Here is a 17593-nt window from a genome sequence, read left to right as displayed (position 1 = left end):
TGAGCGCAACCCCGGGACCGGCCCGATTGCCCGGGAAATCGAGGCTTTCCGTGCTTGTGGGCCTCAACCAAAGCCTCCCGAAGCGCACGGTCGCCACTGGTCAGGCAGAGGATTCCTTGGCAGCGATTCCCTTCGGAACAGAAGATCAGCTGCCGGCCGCCCAGCGCGACATGCCGGGCTCCTGTTCCACCGATTCCTGCACCACCTTGGGTTCGCGGCGCTTGAAGTTGCGCACGCGCACGCGGCGAAACACCGCCACGATCTCGTCGCGGCTGCATTCGATCGCGCCAAGACGCACGGCACGATCACGCTCGAAGCCTGTAATGTCGTAATGCGGCGCCGAGGTCTTGGGCGGACCCTGATAGGACGAACGCTTCAGGCCGAGCTGGGCGGCGAAACGATGCAACTCGTCGGTGTCGTCGGCGAGCAGGTGGCACCAGCGATGGCCCACCCACTTCCAGATTGCCGCGTCGACATAGACCGCCACGACAGCGGCCTAATGCTTGCAGTCGCCTTGCGGCACAGGAAACAACGATAGATTGACCAGCTTGCCGGTCATCGAGAAATCGCCGTAATCCATCACCAAGTCGCGCGTCAGGCCGTTCTCATGCAGCTTGAAGCTGATGCGATACTCCGGCACCTCCTCACCGCCGCCCTTGCTTTCGTCGAAATAGGCGATGTCGACCGGCCAGAACTTGTCCTTGGCGAGTGCCGCAAGCGCAGGGCGCTCCGGATCGGCCTCCGGCGCCTCGCTCTTCTTGCCGACGATGACGGTGGTGGTCATCACCTTGTCGGCGTCCTCGGAGCCGTCGAACAGGCTCGTTTCATAAAAGGTCTCGCCCTTCTCGGCCTTGTCGATCAGCTCGACGAGATGCTGGGTCGGGAACTGCGTCTTCGCGAGGTCGACGGAACCCGCCGACGGTTTTTCCAAAGCGACCTTGAGCCCGTTGGCTTCGCGCGTCGCCGTGCCCTTGACCTCGCGGTCGAGGTTCTGATCGACGAAGGATTTGGTGACGAACGAGAAGGTCTTGCCCTCGCCGTCCTCGAAGGTGGTCGTCTGCTGATCGGTCAGCCGCGTGTTCTCGCTGGTCGCGATCTGGGTCACGAAGCGGAACTTGACCGTGTAGCCTTCGCAAGCGGAGCCATTGAACTCATAGACCATGCGCCCGGAAAGGCCTGTTATCCCTGACCGGTCGGAGGCCTGGTCGAGCACCAGATCATAGACGGCGCGATGGGGCGCAAGCACGGGAGCCGCAAGAGCTGGCGTCAGGGACAGCAGCGAGGTGGACAGGGTGGCAAGAAGAACAAGGCGCTTTGCGCGCATACACTGGCTCCGATCGGCGCGGCCATGACAAGCCGCCTTGAATGATGGTCCACCTTAAAAAAAGTCGTGGCGGAAGCGAGGCAAACATAGCAGTTTCGGCGCAGCCTCACCCGCCACACGAGACTCAGAGATAAGGAAAGACGATGGGCGAAACAATCGAAAAGCGGCTAAGCGATCTTGGCATCACCTTGCCCGAAGCCGCAGCCCCCGCCGCCAACTACGTGCCCTACATGGGCTCGGGCAATCTCGTCTTCACCGCCGGTCAGCTGCCGCTCAAGGACGGCAAGCTCACCGTCACCGGCCTGCTTGGCCGCGATGTCGACGTTGCAGGCGGCAAGGAGGCGGCCAAGCAGTGCGCCGTTAACATCCTCGCCCAGGCAAAGGCAGCTCTTGGCGAGCTCGAAAAGATCCGTCGCATTGTCAAGATCAGCGTCTTTGTCGCTTCGTCCTCCGACTTCACCGAGCAGCATCTCGTCGCCAATGGTGCGTCCGACTTCCTGGTCGCGGCACTTGGCGACCGCGGCAAGCATGCGCGTTCGGCCGTCGGCGTCGCCTCGCTGCCGCTGAATGCCGCCGTCGAGATCGAAGCCATCATCGAGCACGAATGAGCGGCCTCATGACCGACCTATCCTGGCTGACCGCCCGCCCGATTGCTCATCGCGGCCTGCACGACCTCAACAAGACCTGCTGGGAAAACACGCTGTCCGCCTTTGAGCGCGCAGCGGCGCGCGGCTTTGCCATCGAGTGCGATGTCCATCTGACCGCCAACGGCGACGTTGCCGTGTTTCATGACGACGTGCTCAACCGGCTGACGGGTACGGATGGCTTCATCTGGCAGCGTACGACACGCGAGCTTGCGGCACTTCGCGTCGGCGGCACCGCCGATCATGTGCCGACGCTTGCCGAAATGCTCAAACTGGTCGACGGGCGCGTACCCCTGGTCATCGAACTCAAGGGCATTCCCGGGCATGATGGCGAACTCGTCGAACGCGTGGCGGCGGCCTTGCGCAACTACAAGGGCAAGGCCGCGATCATGTCCTTCGATCATTGGCTGATCCGCGACTTCTCCCGTCACGCACCGGGCATTCCGGCCGGACTGACCGCCTGGGGCGATCTGGATCACGAGCTCGAAGCACATTTTTCGATGCTGGCACACGGCATTTCGTTTGTTTCCTACTCCGTGACGCACCTGCCGAACAGGTTCGTCAGCTTTGTGCGCGACAAGCTCGCCATGCCGGTCATCACCTGGACAGTGCGCGACGAAGACGCCGTGCGGACGACCTTCGCGCAGGCCGACCAGATGACCTTCGAGGGTTTTGATCCCGATGCGCTGGCGGTGGCCTGACCCTTGCAACGGCTGTTATCGAGCGTAAGTAACTACGCATGAGCAATGCGAGCGATGTCGGGGCGACGAATGCGGATGGCGGCTACGCCGTCCGCGTCGTCTCAAGCATCAGCGAATTCGGACGCGACGACTGGAACAGCCTCTCAGGCACGTCAAAGGCTTCAGGATCGGCCTATAACCCGTTTGTTTCATTTGATTTTCTGAGCATCCTCGAGGACTCCGGCTGCGCCGTACGCAAGACCGGTTGGCAAGGCCACCATCTCCGGCTGGAAAAGGCCGACGGCAGCTTTCTCGGTGCCCTTGCCTGCTACGCCAAATCACACAGCCAGGGCGAATATGTCTTCGACCATGGCTGGGCCGACGCTTTCGAGCGCGCCGGCGGGCGATATTATCCCAAGCTCCAGGCTTCGATACCGTTCACGCCGGCGACCGGCCCTCGCCTTCTGGCTGTTCCCGGCAACACGGCAACCGTAACCAAGGCGGCGCTGGCAACGGCGCTGCGCAGTGTCGCCGAGGGCGTCGGGGTGTCGTCGGCACATGTCACCTTCGCCGAGCCGGACGAAGTCGACATCCTCGCCGACACCGGCTTCCTTCGCCGCACCGACCAGCAGTTCCATTTCTTCAACGAAGGCTTCGGCACCTATGACGACTTTCTCGCCACGCTGGCCTCGCGCAAGCGCAAGGCGCTGAAGAAGGAGCGGCGCGAGGCGCTGACCGAAGGCATTTCGATCGAACGACTGACCGGCAAGGACATCACCGAAGCGCACTGGGACGACTTCTTCGCCTTCTACATGGACACCGGCGGCCGCAAATGGGGTCGGCCTTACCTCAACCGGACATTCTTCTCGCTGATCGGCGAACGCATGGCCGACGACGTGCTGCTGGTCATGGCCAGGCGCGGCGGCCGCTACATCGCCGGCGCGATCAACTTCATCGGCTCCGACACGCTCTACGGCCGCAACTGGGGCTGTATCGAGGACCACCCCTTCCTGCATTTCGAGGTCTGCTATCACCAGGCCATCGACTTCGCCATAGAACGCAAGCTGCGCATCGTCGAGGCCGGCGCCCAAGGTGAACACAAGCTGGCGCGCGGCTATCGCCCCGTCACGACGCAGTCGGCGCATTACATCGTCCACCCCGGCCTTCGCCGCGCCGTCGCTGAATATCTCGAGCGCGAACGCCGGGAGGTCGCCCAGATCGGCGAGTATCTCGATGATCACGGGCCGTTCCGGCGCGGCTGAGGTTCAGTGGGCTATCGACTTCGAGAAGAGGTTGATCACGATGACGCCCGCCATGATCAGCCCGATGCCGAGAAGTGCCGGCAGGTCGAGCGTCTGGCGGAACCAGATCCAGGCAATCGCCGTGATGAAGACGATACCGGCACCGCACCACATCGCATAGACGATGCCGACCGGCACCTGGCGCAGCACAAGGGAAAGGAAATAGAAGGCGCAGGCATAGCCGGCCAGTGCTACGACGGATGGCCACAGCCGCGTGAAACCGTTGGTTTCCTTGAGGGCGGAGGTTGCAACGACCTCGAAGGCCACCGCCACGATCAGATAGATGTAGTTCAACTCAGCTCCTTGCAGCCTTCCGCGGCTTGACGTTCCGCCTGCCAGCGCCGAAACATCCACCACGAAATCGCAGCAAACGGGATAGGCCATGTCGAGCGCCGGTTACGATCCAAACAACATCTTCGCCAAGATCCTGCGCGGCGAGATCCCCTCGCATCGTGTCTACGAAGACGATGCCGTGGTGGCGTTCATGGATGTCATGCCGCAGAGCACCGGGCATACGCTCGTGGTGCCCAAGACGCCGTCGCGCAACTTTCTCGACGCCGAACCCGAGACATTCGGCCGGCTGTTCGCAGCAGTCCAGAAGGTGGCAAGGGCCGCCCAGCAGGCTTTCGACGCCGACGGCATCGTGATCTCGCAGTTCAACGAAGCTCCGGCCGGCCAGACGGTGTTCCATCTCCACGTCCACATCGTGCCTCGCTTCGAAGGCGTCGCACCCAAGGGTCACGCGGCGGTGATGGAAAAGCCTGAAGTGCTGGCGGCAAACGCAGAGAAGATCAGGGCTGCGCTGGCGGGAGCATGACAGACGCAGCGCGTTTCAGGCCAGCGAGAGCGCTGCCTCGGCGGCCGGCCTGTCGAATGCGCCGTAGTCTCAACCGCTACTTCAGAGCCCCTGCTCCAGATCACGCGATGGCTTCCACGGCCAGCCGGCCTTCAACAACCGTTGAGAGCTTCTCAGCCATCCCCCAGGCCAAAAACGCCACAAGAACGCCGGCCAACGCGTCGGCAAGATGATGGCCGCCGTCAACTGGGGAAGACAAAATGACGGCAAGGTTCAGCGCCAACACAGGCCAGAACCAGATCCTGACCCTCCAGAAAGCAATCACGGTCAACACAGACAGCGTCCAGTGATAGGACGGGAACGCAATGAGCCCTTGGGGGTGGTCAAGTGAGATCAAGCGTGATGTGCCGGCGCGAATGTCAAAAAACGCCTGCTTGTATGCGAGATCGACGATTGGCTTGTTCATAGCCATGAAGTCGGCGGATGGACGGACGGTCCCGAGAGCTCCGGCTGCCGACAAGAGGGCTGAAACCAAGACGCACACCAGCGCACCCAGCATAACCGCAGTCACGACCTGCTGAACGCGCCGGGTTCGTCCCAGCAAACTGGTCGCAAGTATTGTCAATGCAACCTGCGACAGTGATGTGACAAAGACCATTGACGACGGTTGGCCGAGCCAGGGTCTCGCATTGACGAAATCGACATAGGCACGCCAATCGAAACCCAACGCAGCGTCGAATGTGATCAACCGGTCGTCGATCAGCGGCATGTCGTTGGAATCACCAGAACGCGTAGCACGGCCGCGGCCGCAGAGAATGCCAACAGCACAGCTGTTTCGGCACACAGGACCTGGAAGCGTTCGACCGGGCGCATTACGGCATAGAACCAGGATATGGACGCCAATCCGGATACCACGGCAACCACTTTGACCGCGCTGACAGGGTCAAAAACGAAGTCCGTCGCCCCTATCGACTGCGCATCGATCGCAATCAGCAAACCAACGAGCGTCATTTTGACGGACAGCAGGGCATCAGTCCGCTGCCTGAGTTCGGGCGCCGTCACGTCCAGTTCAGTCATTGTGGATCCCCCAACCCTTGGAGGATATTAGGCATCAGAAATTAAGCTGTCGCGAATGTACCGAGACACAGCGGAACCAGCGCTGTGGCTCTGGACTGCGGGCAATGTCCCAGCGGCTCAGGATGTCCACATCCCTACCAGCAGGATCACTTCGGCCGCAACGATGCCGACCAAAATCTTTCGCCCGAGGCAGATATAGGCAACGAACCCAGCGCAGGCGGCACCGATGCGGAGGGCAAGCGCGGTGTCGACAAGCGCTCCGCTGGGAAAGACGATCAGATTGCCGATGACCGCGGCGACGAGTGCGGTGGCGAGTGCGCGGACCAGGACAAGCAGGTCCGACTCCTCCGACAGGCGGTCGCCGAGATAGACGCCAAGGAAGCGCCAGGCGTCGGTGGCGAGCCAGCCGCCGACGAGGATGAACAGGAACGGCCACCACCAGTTGTCGAAAGCGGCGAAGGTCATGCCGATGTCCTCCGCCACGCCCGCTTGTGGAAGGCAAATGCGATACCGCCGCCGATCAAGCCGGCGACGAGCAGGTCGAAGCCGGGCACGACGAGGTGGAGAAGCGGGCCGAGAATGAGGCCGAGGATCATGGCAACGTGCCCTGCCCGCTCGCGCGCCGAGCCCCAGAGCGAGGTCAGGAAGTACATCGGCGTGAGCAGGAACAATGCCGCCGAGACGATAGGCGGCAGGCTGTCGGCGACGAGATAGACGATGGCCGTGACCGCCATGTTGAACAGCACGAGCGTCGAGCCGAGCCCGGCATAGTAGGTGGTGCGAAGCTCCCGCGGGATGCCGCGCAGCCGCTCCATCGCCAGTACCCAGGAGGTGACGGCGACGAAGTGCGACAGGACATAGAGCACCCAGCGCGGCGTCCTCGGCCCACGCAGCTCCGGCACCAATGCCACCACCATCGGGGTCAGACGTATCGATGACAACGCCACCGCAAAGGCCGCCGCCGGCAGCGAAGCGCCTGACAGAATGGCACCGATCAGCACCACCTTGGCCGGAAGAGCCCAGACCATGCCGACCATGAAGACGGTCTGCGCAAGCGTCAGCCCGGCCTCTTTGGCAAGCCCGGCAAAGCCGATAAAGGCGCTGGCGAGGATCAGGCCGGGGATCGAAAAGGCAGCGCGAACGCCGCGCAGATACCAGAGGCGGCGTGTCGACAGGCTCGGCGTTGGAGATGCGTGGTCAGCAGGCATTGAAACCGCGCATAGCATGGCCTCCCTGCCAAGTCAGCGCTTCGATCCGCCTGGCGCAATCGACTGCACCTCGTGACCACCGATCCGACCGCGCCATATCGCGCCAACCAGCGAAAGAGACGGCATATTAACGGTTTACCTACCGCGAATGTGTAGATAGGCCTTTGGGTGGGAAGCGAGGAACAGCCAGGTCATGACAGGTGCATTGCTGCTGGTCCTGCAAGCGCTGATCTACTTCGTGACCATGGCCGCGGTTTTCCATTCACGGCACAGATTCGGCATCGGAATCTTTGTTTGCGTGCTTGGGGTCATGCACTTCCTCGAGACCTATCTTGCCGCCGTCTTCTTCGTTCAGCTGCCCTTTGGCCTGATATCCCCCGGCTCTACGGTGATGTTTTCCGGCAAGCTGCTGATGTTCCTTCTGCTCTACATCAAGGAGGATGCCGAGACAGTGCGCCAGCCGATCTACGGGCTTCTGATCGGCAACTGCCTGATGGTGGCGCTGGCCCTGATCCTGCGCCTCTACGGCGATGTCGCGGAAATGCCGGGTTATCAACCCGACCTGACGTTCCTTGACGACATGGGCGTACTGATGGTCTGGGGCACGGCCCTGCTGTTCCTCGACAGCATCGCCTTGATCCTGATCTACGAGAAGCTCGGACAGCGCATCGCCAACACCCTGTTCAAGCGCATTTTCCTCAGCGCCGCTCTGGTCCTCACCTTCGACCAGTTGATGTTCTTCCTTGGCCTGCATCTCGTGTCGGGTGTGCCGATCAGCGCGCTTTACGGCGGCTGGATCGCCAAGATGGCGGCAGCGGCCCTCTACAGCGCAATGCTCGTCATCTACCTCAGATATGTCGAGACACGTCCGGCACTGGCCGGCCCCGAGCCGCTGCTCAAGGTCTTCGACCGGCTGACGTTCCGCCATCGCTACGAGGACCTGCTGGAAAAGACCGGCAAGGACACGCTGACTGGCACCAGTGACCGTGGCCATTTCGAAGCGGTGGCACAGTCGCTGATCGACCGGCCACTGGCCGACCGCAAGCCGGTGAGCATGCTGATGATCGACATCGACCACTTCAAGAGCATCAACGACCAGTATGGCCATGTCACCGGTGACAAGGTGCTCAAGGACGTTGCACGCGCGCTGGACGGCGCTTTGCGCAGCGGCGACCGCCTGTTCCGTTATGGTGGCGAAGAGTTCGTCGCCATCTGCCAGGACTTGAACGCCGGCGACGCGACGATCCTCGCCGAGCGCCTGCGCGCTGCGGTAGCGAGCATGACCCTGGCTGAGCCCGGCCTGAGCACCACCGTCAGCATCGGGGTGACGACCGCCAGAAGCGGTCCAGTTTCGGTCGAGCAGATGATCAGGGATGCCGACACCTGGCTGTATCGTGCCAAACGGCTCGGCCGGAACCGCGTCGAGAGCCCCGTCATCGCCTGAAGCAAGCCGCCGGGCAGTTTCGATCAGCCAAAAAGGAAGCCCCGTTGCCGGGGCTTCCTTGTTTTTCCAATCAGCCCTTTCGAGGCAATTGGGGAACGAGGCTGCGCTTGCCGCCATCCTTGCCCTTCGGCTCGGACTTCGGCTTCGCCGACACGACCTTCTTGGCGACCGGCTTCTTGGCAGCAGCTTTCTTGGGCTTCGGACGATCGGCCGGATCTTCCTTCTTCGGCTTCACTGGCACTTCGTCGGCAACCGTCTCGAGTTTCAGGCCGGATTCGCCGGTTTCCTTCTTCTCGACGGTGACACGCACCGTGCCGCCCTTCTTGAGCTTGCCGAACAGCACCTCGTCGGCCAGCGGCTTCTTGATGTGCTCCTGGATGACGCGGCCGAGCGGACGCGCGCCCATGCGCTCGTCGTAGCCCTTCTCGGCCAGCCAAGCGATGGCATCCGGCGACAGGTCGAAGGTGACGCCCCGCTCGGAAAGCTGGGCTTCCAGCTGCATGACGAACTTCTGCACGACCTGATGCACCACCGGCACCGGCAGCGAGCCGAACGGGATGATGGCATCGAGGCGGTTGCGGAACTCGGGCGTGAACAGCCTGTTGATCGCCTCGACATCGTCGCCTTCGCGTTTTGTCGACCCGAAACCGATCGCCGCGCGCTGCGCGTCGGACGCGCCCGCATTGGTGGTCATGATCAGGATGACATTGCGGAAGTCGATCTGCTTGCCGTTGTGGTCGGTCAGCTTGCCGTGGTCCATGACCTGCAACAGGATGTTGAACAGATCGGGATGGGCCTTTTCCACTTCGTCGAGCAGCAACACGCAATGCGGATGCTGGTCGACGCCGTCGGTCAGAAGACCACCCTGGTCGAAGCCGACATAGCCGGGCGGCGCGCCGATCAGGCGGCTGACGGTATGGCGCTCCATATACTCCGACATGTCGAAGCGGATCAGCTCGACGCCGAGCGACAGAGCGAGTTGCTTTGCCACTTCGGTCTTGCCGACACCGGTCGGGCCCGAGAACAGGTAGGAGCCGATCGGCTTCTCCGGTTCGCGCAGGCCGGCACGTGCCAGCTTGATGGCCGAGGTAAGCGCGGTGATCGCCGTGTCCTGACCATAGACGACGCGCTGCAGCTCGACCTCGAGGCCGGCCAGCACCTTTTCGTCGTCGGCCGAGACGGTCTTCGGCGGAATACGCGCCATCGTGGCGATCGTCGCCTCGATCTCCTTGATGCCGATCGTCTTCTTGCGCTTGCCTTCCGGCAAAAGCATCTGCGACGCGCCCGTCTCGTCGATCACGTCGATCGCCTTGTCGGGCAGCTTGCGGTCGTTGATGTAGCGTGCCGAAAGCTCGACGGCCGCCTTGATCGCCTCGTTGGTGAACTTCACCTTGTGGAAGTCCTCATAATAGGGCTTGAGGCCCTTCATGATCTCGATGGCGTCGTCGACGGTCGGCTCGTTGACGTCGATCTTCTGGAAACGACGGACAAGCGCCCTGTCCTTCTCGAAGAACTGGCGGAACTCCTTGTAGGTGGTCGAGCCGATGCAGCGGATGGCGCCCGACGACAGCGCCGGCTTGAGCAGGTTGGAGGCATCCATCGCGCCGCCCGATGTCGCACCCGCACCGATGACTGTGTGGATCTCGTCGATGAACAGCACAGCGCCCGGATACTCCTCGAGCTCCTTGACCACCTGCTTCAGGCGTTCCTCGAAATCGCCGCGATAGCGCGTGCCGGCAAGCAGCGTGCCCATGTCGAGCGCGAAGATGGTGGCATCCTCGAGCACTTCGGGAACATCGCCCTCGACGATGCGCTTGGCGAGGCCCTCGGCGATCGCAGTCTTACCCACGCCGGGGTCGCCGACGTAGAGCGGATTGTTCTTAGAGCGGCGGCACAGCACCTGGATGGTGCGGTTGATCTCGGACTCGCGGCCGATCAGCGGATCGATCTTGCCGGCCCGCGCCTTGACGTTGAGATTGACGCAATAGGCCGTCAGCGCATCCTGCTGCTTCTTGCCCTTGCCTGTCTCTTCGTTTGCCTCATTGTTCGAGCTGCCCTGCTCCTCATCGGCGCCGCGCGGGCTGCGCGTTTCGGTGGCGCCGGGACGCTTGGCGATGCCGTGCGAGATGTAGTTGACCGCGTCGTAGCGGGTCATCTGCTGTTCCTGCAGGAAATAGGCGGCATGGCTCTCGCGCTCGGCGAAGATCGCAACGAGCACGTTGGCGCCGGACACTTCCTCGCGGCCGGACGACTGGACGTGGATGACGGCGCGCTGGATGACGCGCTGGAAACCGGCGGTCGGCTTCGAATCCTCGTCATAGCCGGTGACGAGATTGTCGAGCTCGGTGTCGATATAGGTCAGCACTGTCTGCTTGAGTTCGTCGAGATCGACGTTGCAGGCGCGCATGACCGCTGCTGCCTCATTGTCGTCGATGAGAGCGAGCAGCAGATGTTCGAGCGTCGCATATTCATGGTGACGCTCGTTGGCGAGCGTCAACGCCTGATGCAGCGCTTTTTCGAGGCCCTGGGAGAAAGCCGGCATTCAATACCTCACTTCTTCTCCATCACGCATTGCAGCGGATGCTGATTTTGTCTGGCGAAATCCATGACCTGGGACACCTTTGTCTCGGCCACTTCGAACGTGTAGATCCCGCATTCGCCGACGCCATGGTTGTGGACATGCAGCATGATGCGGGTAGCGGCCTCCCTGTCCTTCTGGAAGAAGCGTTCGAGCACATGCACGACGAACTCCATCGGGGTGTAGTCGTCGTTGAGGATGAGCACCCGGTAGAGGCTCGGCCGCTTGGTCTTGGTCTTCGTACGGGTAATGACTGCGGTGCCGCGGCCTGGGCCGTTGCCTCCCTCGTCACCGCTCTGCATCCGCGCCACGTCGAAGTTCGTGGCTTCCAAGCCGGTCGTCAATCTGGTCCTGCCCTTCATCAATTCCGACACTTCGTCATGTAGGTGTCATTAGGGGGATTTTAAGCCCTTCTGACGTGCTGACAATATGGTGACGGGGGCGGCATGGCCCGAATTGCCATAAACGTGAAGCACTTGTGCAAAAGAAAAACAAAAAACCCGGCTGCGCGGGCGCAACCGGGTCTTATCTGCCGGATCTTTCAATCCAGCCCCCTGAAATCGGGGATCAGTCGATCACTTCGCCTTGGCGACGAGCGACTCAAACGGCTTGTAGGCATCCTTGGCGAGTTCGGCATAAAGTTCGCCGAGCTTGGTCGCCTCAGCGACAAAACCTTCATAAGCCTGCTTGGCATAGTCGGTCTGGATTTCGACGGCCTTCTCGAGCGACTTGACGCCGAGCAGCTTCTCGAAGGTGGCAGCACCTGCCTCGAAGCTCTTCTTGGTGTAGTCGGTCGTCTCGGTGGCGATCGCCTGCGCGCCCTTGGAGAGCGAAGCGAAGCTCTTCAGGCCGGTGTCGACGAAGTCCTTGCCGTATTTGCTGAAATCTTCATAGGTCTGGGTCATCGCTGCATCCTTTCGGGTTCCGCGCGCTGCGCTATGTGATTGTGCGATGCAGTCTAGATATTGTGCAGCGCACAAAATGTCAACTGACCCCGCGTCATTCCATACCGCCCGAAGCGACGATCCCGTTCGGTAAAGTTAGACTAAAGCCCAAGCAAAAGTGTGAACGAGCCGGTTACCATAAACGGATTGGTAACGCTGTGACCCTACTGTGCATCGATACGGGGCAGGAACCTTTGCCGCCCCACATGCAACAATAATTCAAGGGTGTAACAGTGCGTCAAGCGTTGCCGGGTAAAGTGCTCAAGTCGGCCATCTCCATCAAATCGTTCATGGTTTTCACCCTCGCCGCAGCCATAGGGATGGCGTCGGTGGCTCCTGTTTCTGCAGCCAAGGCGACCAGGGACAGTCGCTACGCAGCGATCGTCGTCGATGCGAACACCGGTGAAACCCTTCACTCCTCGAGTGCCGATTCCCGGCGCTATCCGGCGTCGCTGACCAAGATGATGACGCTCTATCTGACCTTCGAGGCGCTTTCGAAGGGTCGAATCCAGAAAGATACCAAGGTCGTGTTTTCCAAGAACGCAGCCGCCGAGCCGCCGACCAAGATCGGCGTCAAGGCAGGCGGTTCGATCAGCGTCGAAGCAGCGATTCTCTCGCTCATCACGCGCTCGGCGAACGATGCCTCGACCGCGCTCGGCGAAATGATCGGCGGCTCGGAAGAAAACTTCGCCCGCATGATGACCGCCAAGGCACGCAGCCTAGGCATGAAGGGCACCGTGTTCCGCAATGCCAACGGCCTGCCCAACACCGCCCAGTTCACCACCGCACGCGACATGGCCAAGCTCGGCATCGCGTTGCGCGAGCATTTCCCGCAATATTACAGCTACTTCTCGACGCGCTCCTTCGCCTTCGGTCGCCAGCGTATCGCCAACCACAATCGCCTGCTCGGCCGCATCAAGGGCGTCGACGGCATCAAGACCGGCTACACCCGCGCCTCGGGCTTCAACCTGGTCTCGTCGGTGCAGGACGGCAACCGCCGCATCGTCGCCGTGGTTCTCGGCGGCACCAGCGGCGCCAGCCGTGACAACAAGATGGCTGAACTGATCAAGACCTACATGCCGCAGGCCTCGAAGCGCGGCGGTGGCGACCTGATCGCCAAGACCGATACGCCGATGCCGGCCGTCGCGGTCGCCAAGGCTCAGCTGCCCAAGCGCAATGCGCCGACGCCCGACATGCGCCCGGAAGCCGAGGAGATCGTCGTCGCCGACGCTTCCGCCGATGAGGCCGCCGAGAGCGACGAAGTTGTCGTGGCTGCTGCCGTGCCCGCTCCGAAGCCGGTCATCGCACGCACCACCGAGCCGAAGATCGCCATGGCTTCGACCGAACGTTTCGGCGGCAAGATTCCGTTCCAGATCCGCAAGGCCAAGGATCGCGCTCCCGCTGAGGGCGTCGAGCAGGCCTACGCAGAAGAGCGCGCTCCGGCCGTCCAGGCCCTCGACCAGATGAAAACCGCGTCAGTCCCGTCGGGCTGGGCGATCCAGGTCGCGTCGTCGCCGAGCGACGGCGAGGCGCGTGCCATCCTCGACAAGACGGCAAAGCAGGCTGGAGCAGCACTTGCCAAGGCTTCGCCCTTCACCGTGCCCTTCGAAAAGGGCGGCGTGACCTACTTCCGTGCCCGCTTTGCCGGCTTTGAATCCAAGGACTCCGCCTGGAATGCCTGCAACGCACTGAAGAAGAAGAAGATCGCCTGCTACGCCATCGCGCAGTAGGCGCCCCCAACCTCCTGGAAAGTTCTGTGTCGAAGGAGAGTCTAGTGATGATCGGAGAGAAGGACGTCCTTGGCTTCGTTGATCCTCGCCGCGAGGAAAGACGAGCCTCCGAGATCGGGATGCAGGCGCTGAATCAGTCGTCGATGCGCCTTGCGGACATCCGCCGCGGCGGCCCCCGCTTCAAGACCAAGGACCTTGTAGGCCTCCTCCTTAGTCATGGCGCCAGAACTTGGCGCAACACGCTGCCCGTCGTCTCGGTCAGGTTGCGCGTCTTCTCGCCAAACGGGAAAGCGGCCGTCAAGATAGGTCTCAAGTAGCTGTAGGCTTTCCGGATCGCCGGACAGTTCCTTGTAGAGTGCCTTGAGTTCAGTAAGGCCGAGTGAGGCGAGTGACTTGCCTTCCTGGTGGCCGGCCAGGACGAACCCCTGCAGGCCACCTGTGTCGTGATCAAGCTCCATTTCGAGCGCCGCGGTCCTTACGGTCGAACGCCGCCCCGGCGTTCGACTGGTAGAAGCCCCCCTCCTTCCGGCCGCATACCAGGCCAGGGCCGCGGAGATCAGGCCGCCGCCGACGGCTGCCCGACCCAACAGCAACAGAACCACGCCAACCAGCCCCAGCGCCAATGGCCCTGCCATCTTCAGCGCCCTGGCGAGCTGGGTCGCATCTGCGCGCAAGAAGATGGTGACGGCCAGCGTCGAAAATACCAGGACAGCGGCGAGGACGGCGAGAACTGTCATGGCGCCTTGCCGCTCCTCAAATGCTCGATCATCAGAATGTCCTCGGGACGGCCCCTCGCCTCCAGCGCCTTGATGCCGCCCGTGGCAAAGACGGCGACCGCGGACAAAAGCTTCGACAAGGTCGCCGCGGCCTTGCGGTCAAAGCGGAACCAGGCGCCCTTGCTGAGCCGCGCGATCTCCTTGAAGGCGCGCTCGGCGTCTGCGTCATGGCCTTCCTGGAAGACGAAGGCCGGAACGCCTAACAAGCCAAGTTTGCCGGCCTTTTCGGCCAGTTCGTCGATGTTCTCTTCCATCGCATCGCCGATGTAGACCAGCGCATCGACCTTGGCGGACGACGTCTCCTTGAGCGCATGCGCCAGCACCTTGCCGACCTGCGTCTGACCGCTGCGGCACTGGATGGACGTCATCAGCTGCTTGAGTGACGCCGTCTTGGCAACAAATTTGGACGCCCGGCATTCGCCAAGCCCGCGGAAATAGACAAGCTGCACGTTCAACCTGCCGGTGTTGCCGACGGCGTCGAACATCTGGCCCTGCAATTCACAGGCGAGATCCCAGGTCGGCTGCCGGCTCATCGTGGCGTCGAGCGCCAGCACCAGTCGACCATTGGCCTTGCCGGTGGCCAGCGCGCGCGCCTGGCGCACGAATGCGTCGATCGCCGCGGAATCCGAACGGCGCTCGACCGGCGGGTGATTGGCTGACGCAGCCGGAGGTTTGCTTTGGTCGCTCATCACCAAAGAAGATGTGGCGGCGCGCGATAGCTTGCAAGCCCGTCGTTGCGGGCTTCGGCACCCGAGTTAGAGTAGCCCGAGTTCGGCAAGTTCGAGCCGCAGCTTTGGCGGCATTTCGGCCAGCGCTGCATTGCCCTGGCCGAGATCGGCCGGCGCATCTACCGGCTTGAGGTAGCGCCAGCCCTGGAAGGCGCGGCGCGGCTGCCAGTCGGTGCGCACAACGGTCGGCTCGAGAATGAGATGGCAACGGCCAATGCCTTCTGCATCGGTGAAGGGCCGGATTTCCAGCAAGCGCTGGCGGCACTGAACGTTGCCCTTGATAACCCAGTAGAGCGAGCCACCCGACGTCAGTTCGGCACCGCGGGTCGGCACCATGCGCGTGGTGTGGAACTGCTCCACCGGCTCGCCATCGCGCCTGCGCTCGTCCAAGCGGAAGGCGATCCATTCCTCGAGATCCTCGACGCTGTCGCAGCCGACGCAGAGCTTTAGCATGTTCAGTGACATAGGCTGAAAACTAGCGTCTCCGTCAGACGCATTCAACGCCGCCAGTGGTTTTGCACAGGCTGGCCCGTTGGGCCAGCCCGTCGGACACCCTCAGCACTCGACGACGTTGACCGCGAGACCGCCAAGGCTGGTTTCCTTGTACTTCTCGCTCATGTCCATGCCGGTCTGGCGCATCGTCTCGATGGCGGCGTCGAGCGGCACGAAATGCTTGCCGTCGCCCTTGATGGCGAGCGAGGCCGCGGTGACCGCCTTGACCGCGCCGAGCGCGTTGCGCTCGATGCACGGCACCTGGACAAGGCCGCCGACGGGATCGCAGGTCATGCCGAGATGGTGTTCGAGCGCGATCTCGGCGGCGTTCTCGACCTGCTCGGGTGTACCGCCCATGACGGCGCACAGCCCGGCCGCCGCCATCGCCGACGCCGAGCCGACCTCGCCCTGGCAGCCGACCTCGGCGCCGGAAATGGAGGCGTTGGTCTTGATGATGCCGCCCACGGCGGCTGCAGTCAGCAGGAAGTCGCGGATGCTGTCCTTGTCCGCCTCGACATGGAAATGCAGCCAGTAGCGCAGGACGGCCGGCAGCGTGCCGGCAGCACCGTTGGTGGGCGCCGTGACGACACGGCCGCCGGCGGCATTCTCTTCGTTGACGGCCATGGCGTAGATCGACAGCCAGTCATTGGCAAGCAGCGGGTTGGGCCGGTTCTGGCTCCACTGCTCCTGCAGCTTGTCGTGCAGCTGGCGGGCGCGACGACGAACCTTGAGGCCGCCCGGCATGATACCGTCCTGCGACAGGCCACGGTCGATACAGCGGCTCATTGCGTCCCAGACGGCATCAAGACCGGCATCGAGATCAGCGCGCTGCATGTGGATTTCTTCATTGGCGCGCTTCATCTCGGCAATGGAGAGCCCGCTCCGCGACGCCATAGCCAGCATTTCGACGGCATTCGCAAACGGATAGGGCACACGCTTGCCCGCCGCCGGAGCCGCGGTCTTGGCCTTCATGCGCTGCAGCTCTTCCTCTGAAACGACGAAGCCGCCGCCGATGGAGTAATAGATGCGCTTGAGCAGCAGGCGGTCGCTCGCGTCATAAGCGTAAAACGCCATGCCGTTAGCGTGGCCGAGCAGTGGCGTCTTCTTGTCGAGCACAAGATCGATGCCCGGATCGAAGCGATAGGACGGATGGCCCTCCGGCGACACACGCTTGTCGCGCGAGATCTGCTCGACGATGCCGTCCGTCTGGTCCGGGTCGACGGTGACAGGGGTCAGCCCGTAGAGGCCGAGCATGACGGCGCGGTCGGTTCCGTGGCCGACGCCGGTATAGGCGAGCGAACCGTGCAGGCTGGCGCCGACGCGGTCGACCTTGGCGCCGGCCGGGCGCGGCCAGTCGCCGGTGAGGATCTCGTCAAGAAAACGCGCGGCCGCCGTCATCGGCCCCATCGTGTGCGAGCTCGACGGACCAATGCCGATCTTGAACAGGTCGAATACCGAAAGAAACAAATCTCACTCCCTGCGACGTCGGCGGCTCATGTCGCGTATACGATCATTCCGCCCTTTTCACGTCTGTGGCTAGGCGCGATCCGACGTGGTTTGCTCAGCGCGCGACATTTGAAAAAACCGCCTGACAACGCAAGGCCAAAAAAGCGCGGCCCAGCCGCGCTTTTTGTATCCAATCCTGGCGATTTTCGATCAGCCGGCGGCCACGACAGCTGCCGTTTCGGCACCGCTCACCAGCCAGGCAATAAGAAGAAAACCTGCAAAGCCAATCACTGCCTTGGCCGTAAGGCCCCAGCAGGATTTCTGAACGCCGTCATCCATGATGTTTAGCAAGATCCTTGTGGTTCGGTCAGCGGGCGGTGGGTCCGCCTCAGCACGCGGCCGAGTTGCCTGCTGGATACGCCTTT

Annotated in this window: 20 protein-coding genes and 1 pseudogene; 6 read left to right on the top strand and 15 right to left on the bottom strand. The window is 62.4% G+C overall.

Going from position 1 to position 17593, the window contains the following annotated elements; all coding sequences use genetic code 11:
- Window positions 1-214 precede the first annotated feature (214 nt).
- Window positions 215-487, bottom strand: a pseudogene (locus Amn_RS13355) (DUF4031 domain-containing protein); the annotation flags it as partial.
- A 9-nt stretch (window positions 488-496) separates the two neighbouring features.
- A complete protein-coding gene (locus Amn_RS13350) occupies window positions 497-1324 on the bottom strand; it encodes a cell envelope integrity EipB family protein (RefSeq protein WP_067962414.1) in 828 nt (275 codons plus the stop codon).
- Between the two features lie 143 nt (window positions 1325-1467).
- Between Amn_RS13350 and Amn_RS13345 the strand changes: the two genes are divergently transcribed.
- Genes Amn_RS13345 through Amn_RS13335 form a run of 3 tightly spaced genes read left to right on the top strand, consistent with a single transcriptional unit; the run spans window position 1468 to window position 3910 of the window.
- Window positions 1468-1932, top strand: coding sequence for a RidA family protein (locus tag Amn_RS13345; RefSeq protein ID WP_286297694.1), 465 nt, complete (start codon window positions 1468-1470; stop codon window positions 1930-1932).
- Window positions 1933-1940: 8 nt separating this feature from the next.
- Window positions 1941-2669 (top strand): glycerophosphodiester phosphodiesterase, encoded by a 729-nt coding sequence (locus Amn_RS13340; protein ID WP_067966615.1) that lies wholly within the window; start codon window positions 1941-1943, stop codon window positions 2667-2669.
- 38 nt (window positions 2670-2707) lie between these two features.
- The gene (locus tag Amn_RS13335; protein ID WP_192316751.1) at window positions 2708-3910 is read left to right on the top strand and encodes a GNAT family N-acetyltransferase; all 1203 of its coding nucleotides are present in this window, start codon (window positions 2708-2710) and stop codon (window positions 3908-3910) included.
- Between the two features lie 3 nt (window positions 3911-3913).
- Here Amn_RS13335 and Amn_RS13330 read toward each other — a convergent pair whose 3' ends face one another.
- Window positions 3914-4243 carry a DMT family transporter gene (locus tag Amn_RS13330; RefSeq protein WP_067966619.1) on the bottom strand — a complete coding sequence of 110 codons (330 nt, stop codon included), beginning with the start codon at window positions 4241-4243 and terminating at the stop codon, window positions 3914-3916.
- Between the two features lie 88 nt (window positions 4244-4331).
- Here Amn_RS13330 and Amn_RS13325 point away from each other — a divergent pair, with 88 nt between their 5' ends.
- Window positions 4332-4766: an HIT family protein gene (locus tag Amn_RS13325; RefSeq protein WP_154386041.1), complete on the top strand. Its 435-nt coding sequence runs from the start codon at window positions 4332-4334 to the stop codon at window positions 4764-4766.
- 100 nt (window positions 4767-4866) lie between these two features.
- Here the strand turns inward: Amn_RS13325 and Amn_RS13320 are convergent, their stop codons facing one another.
- The 4 genes from Amn_RS13320 to Amn_RS13305 all read right to left on the bottom strand — a co-directional run bounded on the left by Amn_RS13320 (window position 4867) and on the right by Amn_RS13305 (window position 7030).
- A complete protein-coding gene (locus tag Amn_RS13320; RefSeq protein ID WP_154386042.1) occupies window positions 4867-5514 on the bottom strand; it encodes a phosphatase PAP2 family protein in 648 nt (215 codons plus the stop codon).
- Window positions 5505-5822 carry a hypothetical protein gene (locus Amn_RS13315; protein ID WP_286297682.1) on the bottom strand — a complete coding sequence of 106 codons (318 nt, stop codon included), beginning with the start codon at window positions 5820-5822 and terminating at the stop codon, window positions 5505-5507. The genes Amn_RS13320 and Amn_RS13315 overlap by 10 nt, the downstream gene beginning before the upstream one ends.
- Before the next feature lie 117 nt (window positions 5823-5939).
- Window positions 5940-6287, bottom strand: a complete 348-nt coding sequence (locus tag Amn_RS13310; protein WP_286297679.1) for an AzlD domain-containing protein — start codon at window positions 6285-6287, stop codon at window positions 5940-5942.
- A complete protein-coding gene (locus tag Amn_RS13305) occupies window positions 6284-7030 on the bottom strand; it encodes an AzlC family ABC transporter permease (RefSeq protein ID WP_286297674.1) in 747 nt (248 codons plus the stop codon). The genes Amn_RS13310 and Amn_RS13305 overlap by 4 nt, the downstream gene beginning before the upstream one ends.
- 193 nt (window positions 7031-7223) lie before the next feature.
- Here Amn_RS13305 and Amn_RS13300 point away from each other — a divergent pair, with 193 nt between their 5' ends.
- Complete coding sequence (locus Amn_RS13300) at window positions 7224-8474, top strand: GGDEF domain-containing protein (RefSeq protein ID WP_154386044.1); 1251 nt, start codon at window positions 7224-7226, stop codon at window positions 8472-8474.
- 70 nt (window positions 8475-8544) lie between these two features.
- Here Amn_RS13300 and clpA read toward each other — a convergent pair whose 3' ends face one another.
- The 3 genes from clpA to Amn_RS13285 form a co-directional block, all read right to left on the bottom strand.
- Complete coding sequence (gene clpA, locus Amn_RS13295) at window positions 8545-11016, bottom strand: ATP-dependent Clp protease ATP-binding subunit ClpA (protein ID WP_067962443.1); 2472 nt, start codon at window positions 11014-11016, stop codon at window positions 8545-8547.
- Window positions 11017-11024: 8 nt separating this feature from the next.
- Window positions 11025-11354, bottom strand: coding sequence for an ATP-dependent Clp protease adapter ClpS (gene clpS, locus Amn_RS13290; protein WP_067966623.1), 330 nt, complete (start codon window positions 11352-11354; stop codon window positions 11025-11027).
- A gap of 273 nt (window positions 11355-11627) precedes the next feature.
- Entirely contained in the window at window positions 11628-11957 is a 330-nt protein-coding gene (locus Amn_RS13285; RefSeq protein ID WP_067962446.1) for a phasin family protein, read from the bottom strand.
- A gap of 329 nt (window positions 11958-12286) precedes the next feature.
- Between Amn_RS13285 and Amn_RS13280 the strand changes: the two genes are divergently transcribed.
- A complete protein-coding gene (locus tag Amn_RS13280; RefSeq protein WP_083948773.1) occupies window positions 12287-13726 on the top strand; it encodes a D-alanyl-D-alanine carboxypeptidase in 1440 nt (479 codons plus the stop codon).
- 41 nt (window positions 13727-13767) lie between these two features.
- Here the strand turns inward: Amn_RS13280 and Amn_RS13275 are convergent, their stop codons facing one another.
- From Amn_RS13275 to Amn_RS13255, 5 genes are all read right to left on the bottom strand, one after another.
- Complete coding sequence (locus Amn_RS13275; RefSeq protein WP_067962454.1) at window positions 13768-14463, bottom strand: DnaJ domain-containing protein; 696 nt, start codon at window positions 14461-14463, stop codon at window positions 13768-13770.
- The gene (locus tag Amn_RS13270) at window positions 14460-15191 is read right to left on the bottom strand and encodes a VWA domain-containing protein (protein ID WP_286297665.1); all 732 of its coding nucleotides are present in this window, start codon (window positions 15189-15191) and stop codon (window positions 14460-14462) included. The genes Amn_RS13275 and Amn_RS13270 overlap by 4 nt, the downstream gene beginning before the upstream one ends.
- 66 nt (window positions 15192-15257) lie before the next feature.
- A complete protein-coding gene (locus Amn_RS13265; RefSeq protein WP_067962461.1) occupies window positions 15258-15695 on the bottom strand; it encodes a DUF1489 family protein in 438 nt (145 codons plus the stop codon).
- 90 nt (window positions 15696-15785) lie between these two features.
- Window positions 15786-17189 carry an L-serine ammonia-lyase gene (locus Amn_RS13260; protein ID WP_154386047.1) on the bottom strand — a complete coding sequence of 468 codons (1404 nt, stop codon included), beginning with the start codon at window positions 17187-17189 and terminating at the stop codon, window positions 15786-15788.
- A 189-nt stretch (window positions 17190-17378) separates the two neighbouring features.
- Complete coding sequence (locus Amn_RS13255; protein ID WP_256438414.1) at window positions 17379-17507, bottom strand: hypothetical protein; 129 nt, start codon at window positions 17505-17507, stop codon at window positions 17379-17381.
- Window positions 17508-17593: the final 86 nt, after the last annotated feature.

Source organism: Aminobacter sp. Y103A (assembly GCF_030294925.1).
In the GTDB taxonomy this organism is placed as follows: Bacteria; Pseudomonadota; Alphaproteobacteria; order Rhizobiales; family Rhizobiaceae; genus Aminobacter; species Aminobacter ciceronei.
This window is presented reverse-complemented; position numbering and strand designations above follow the sequence as displayed.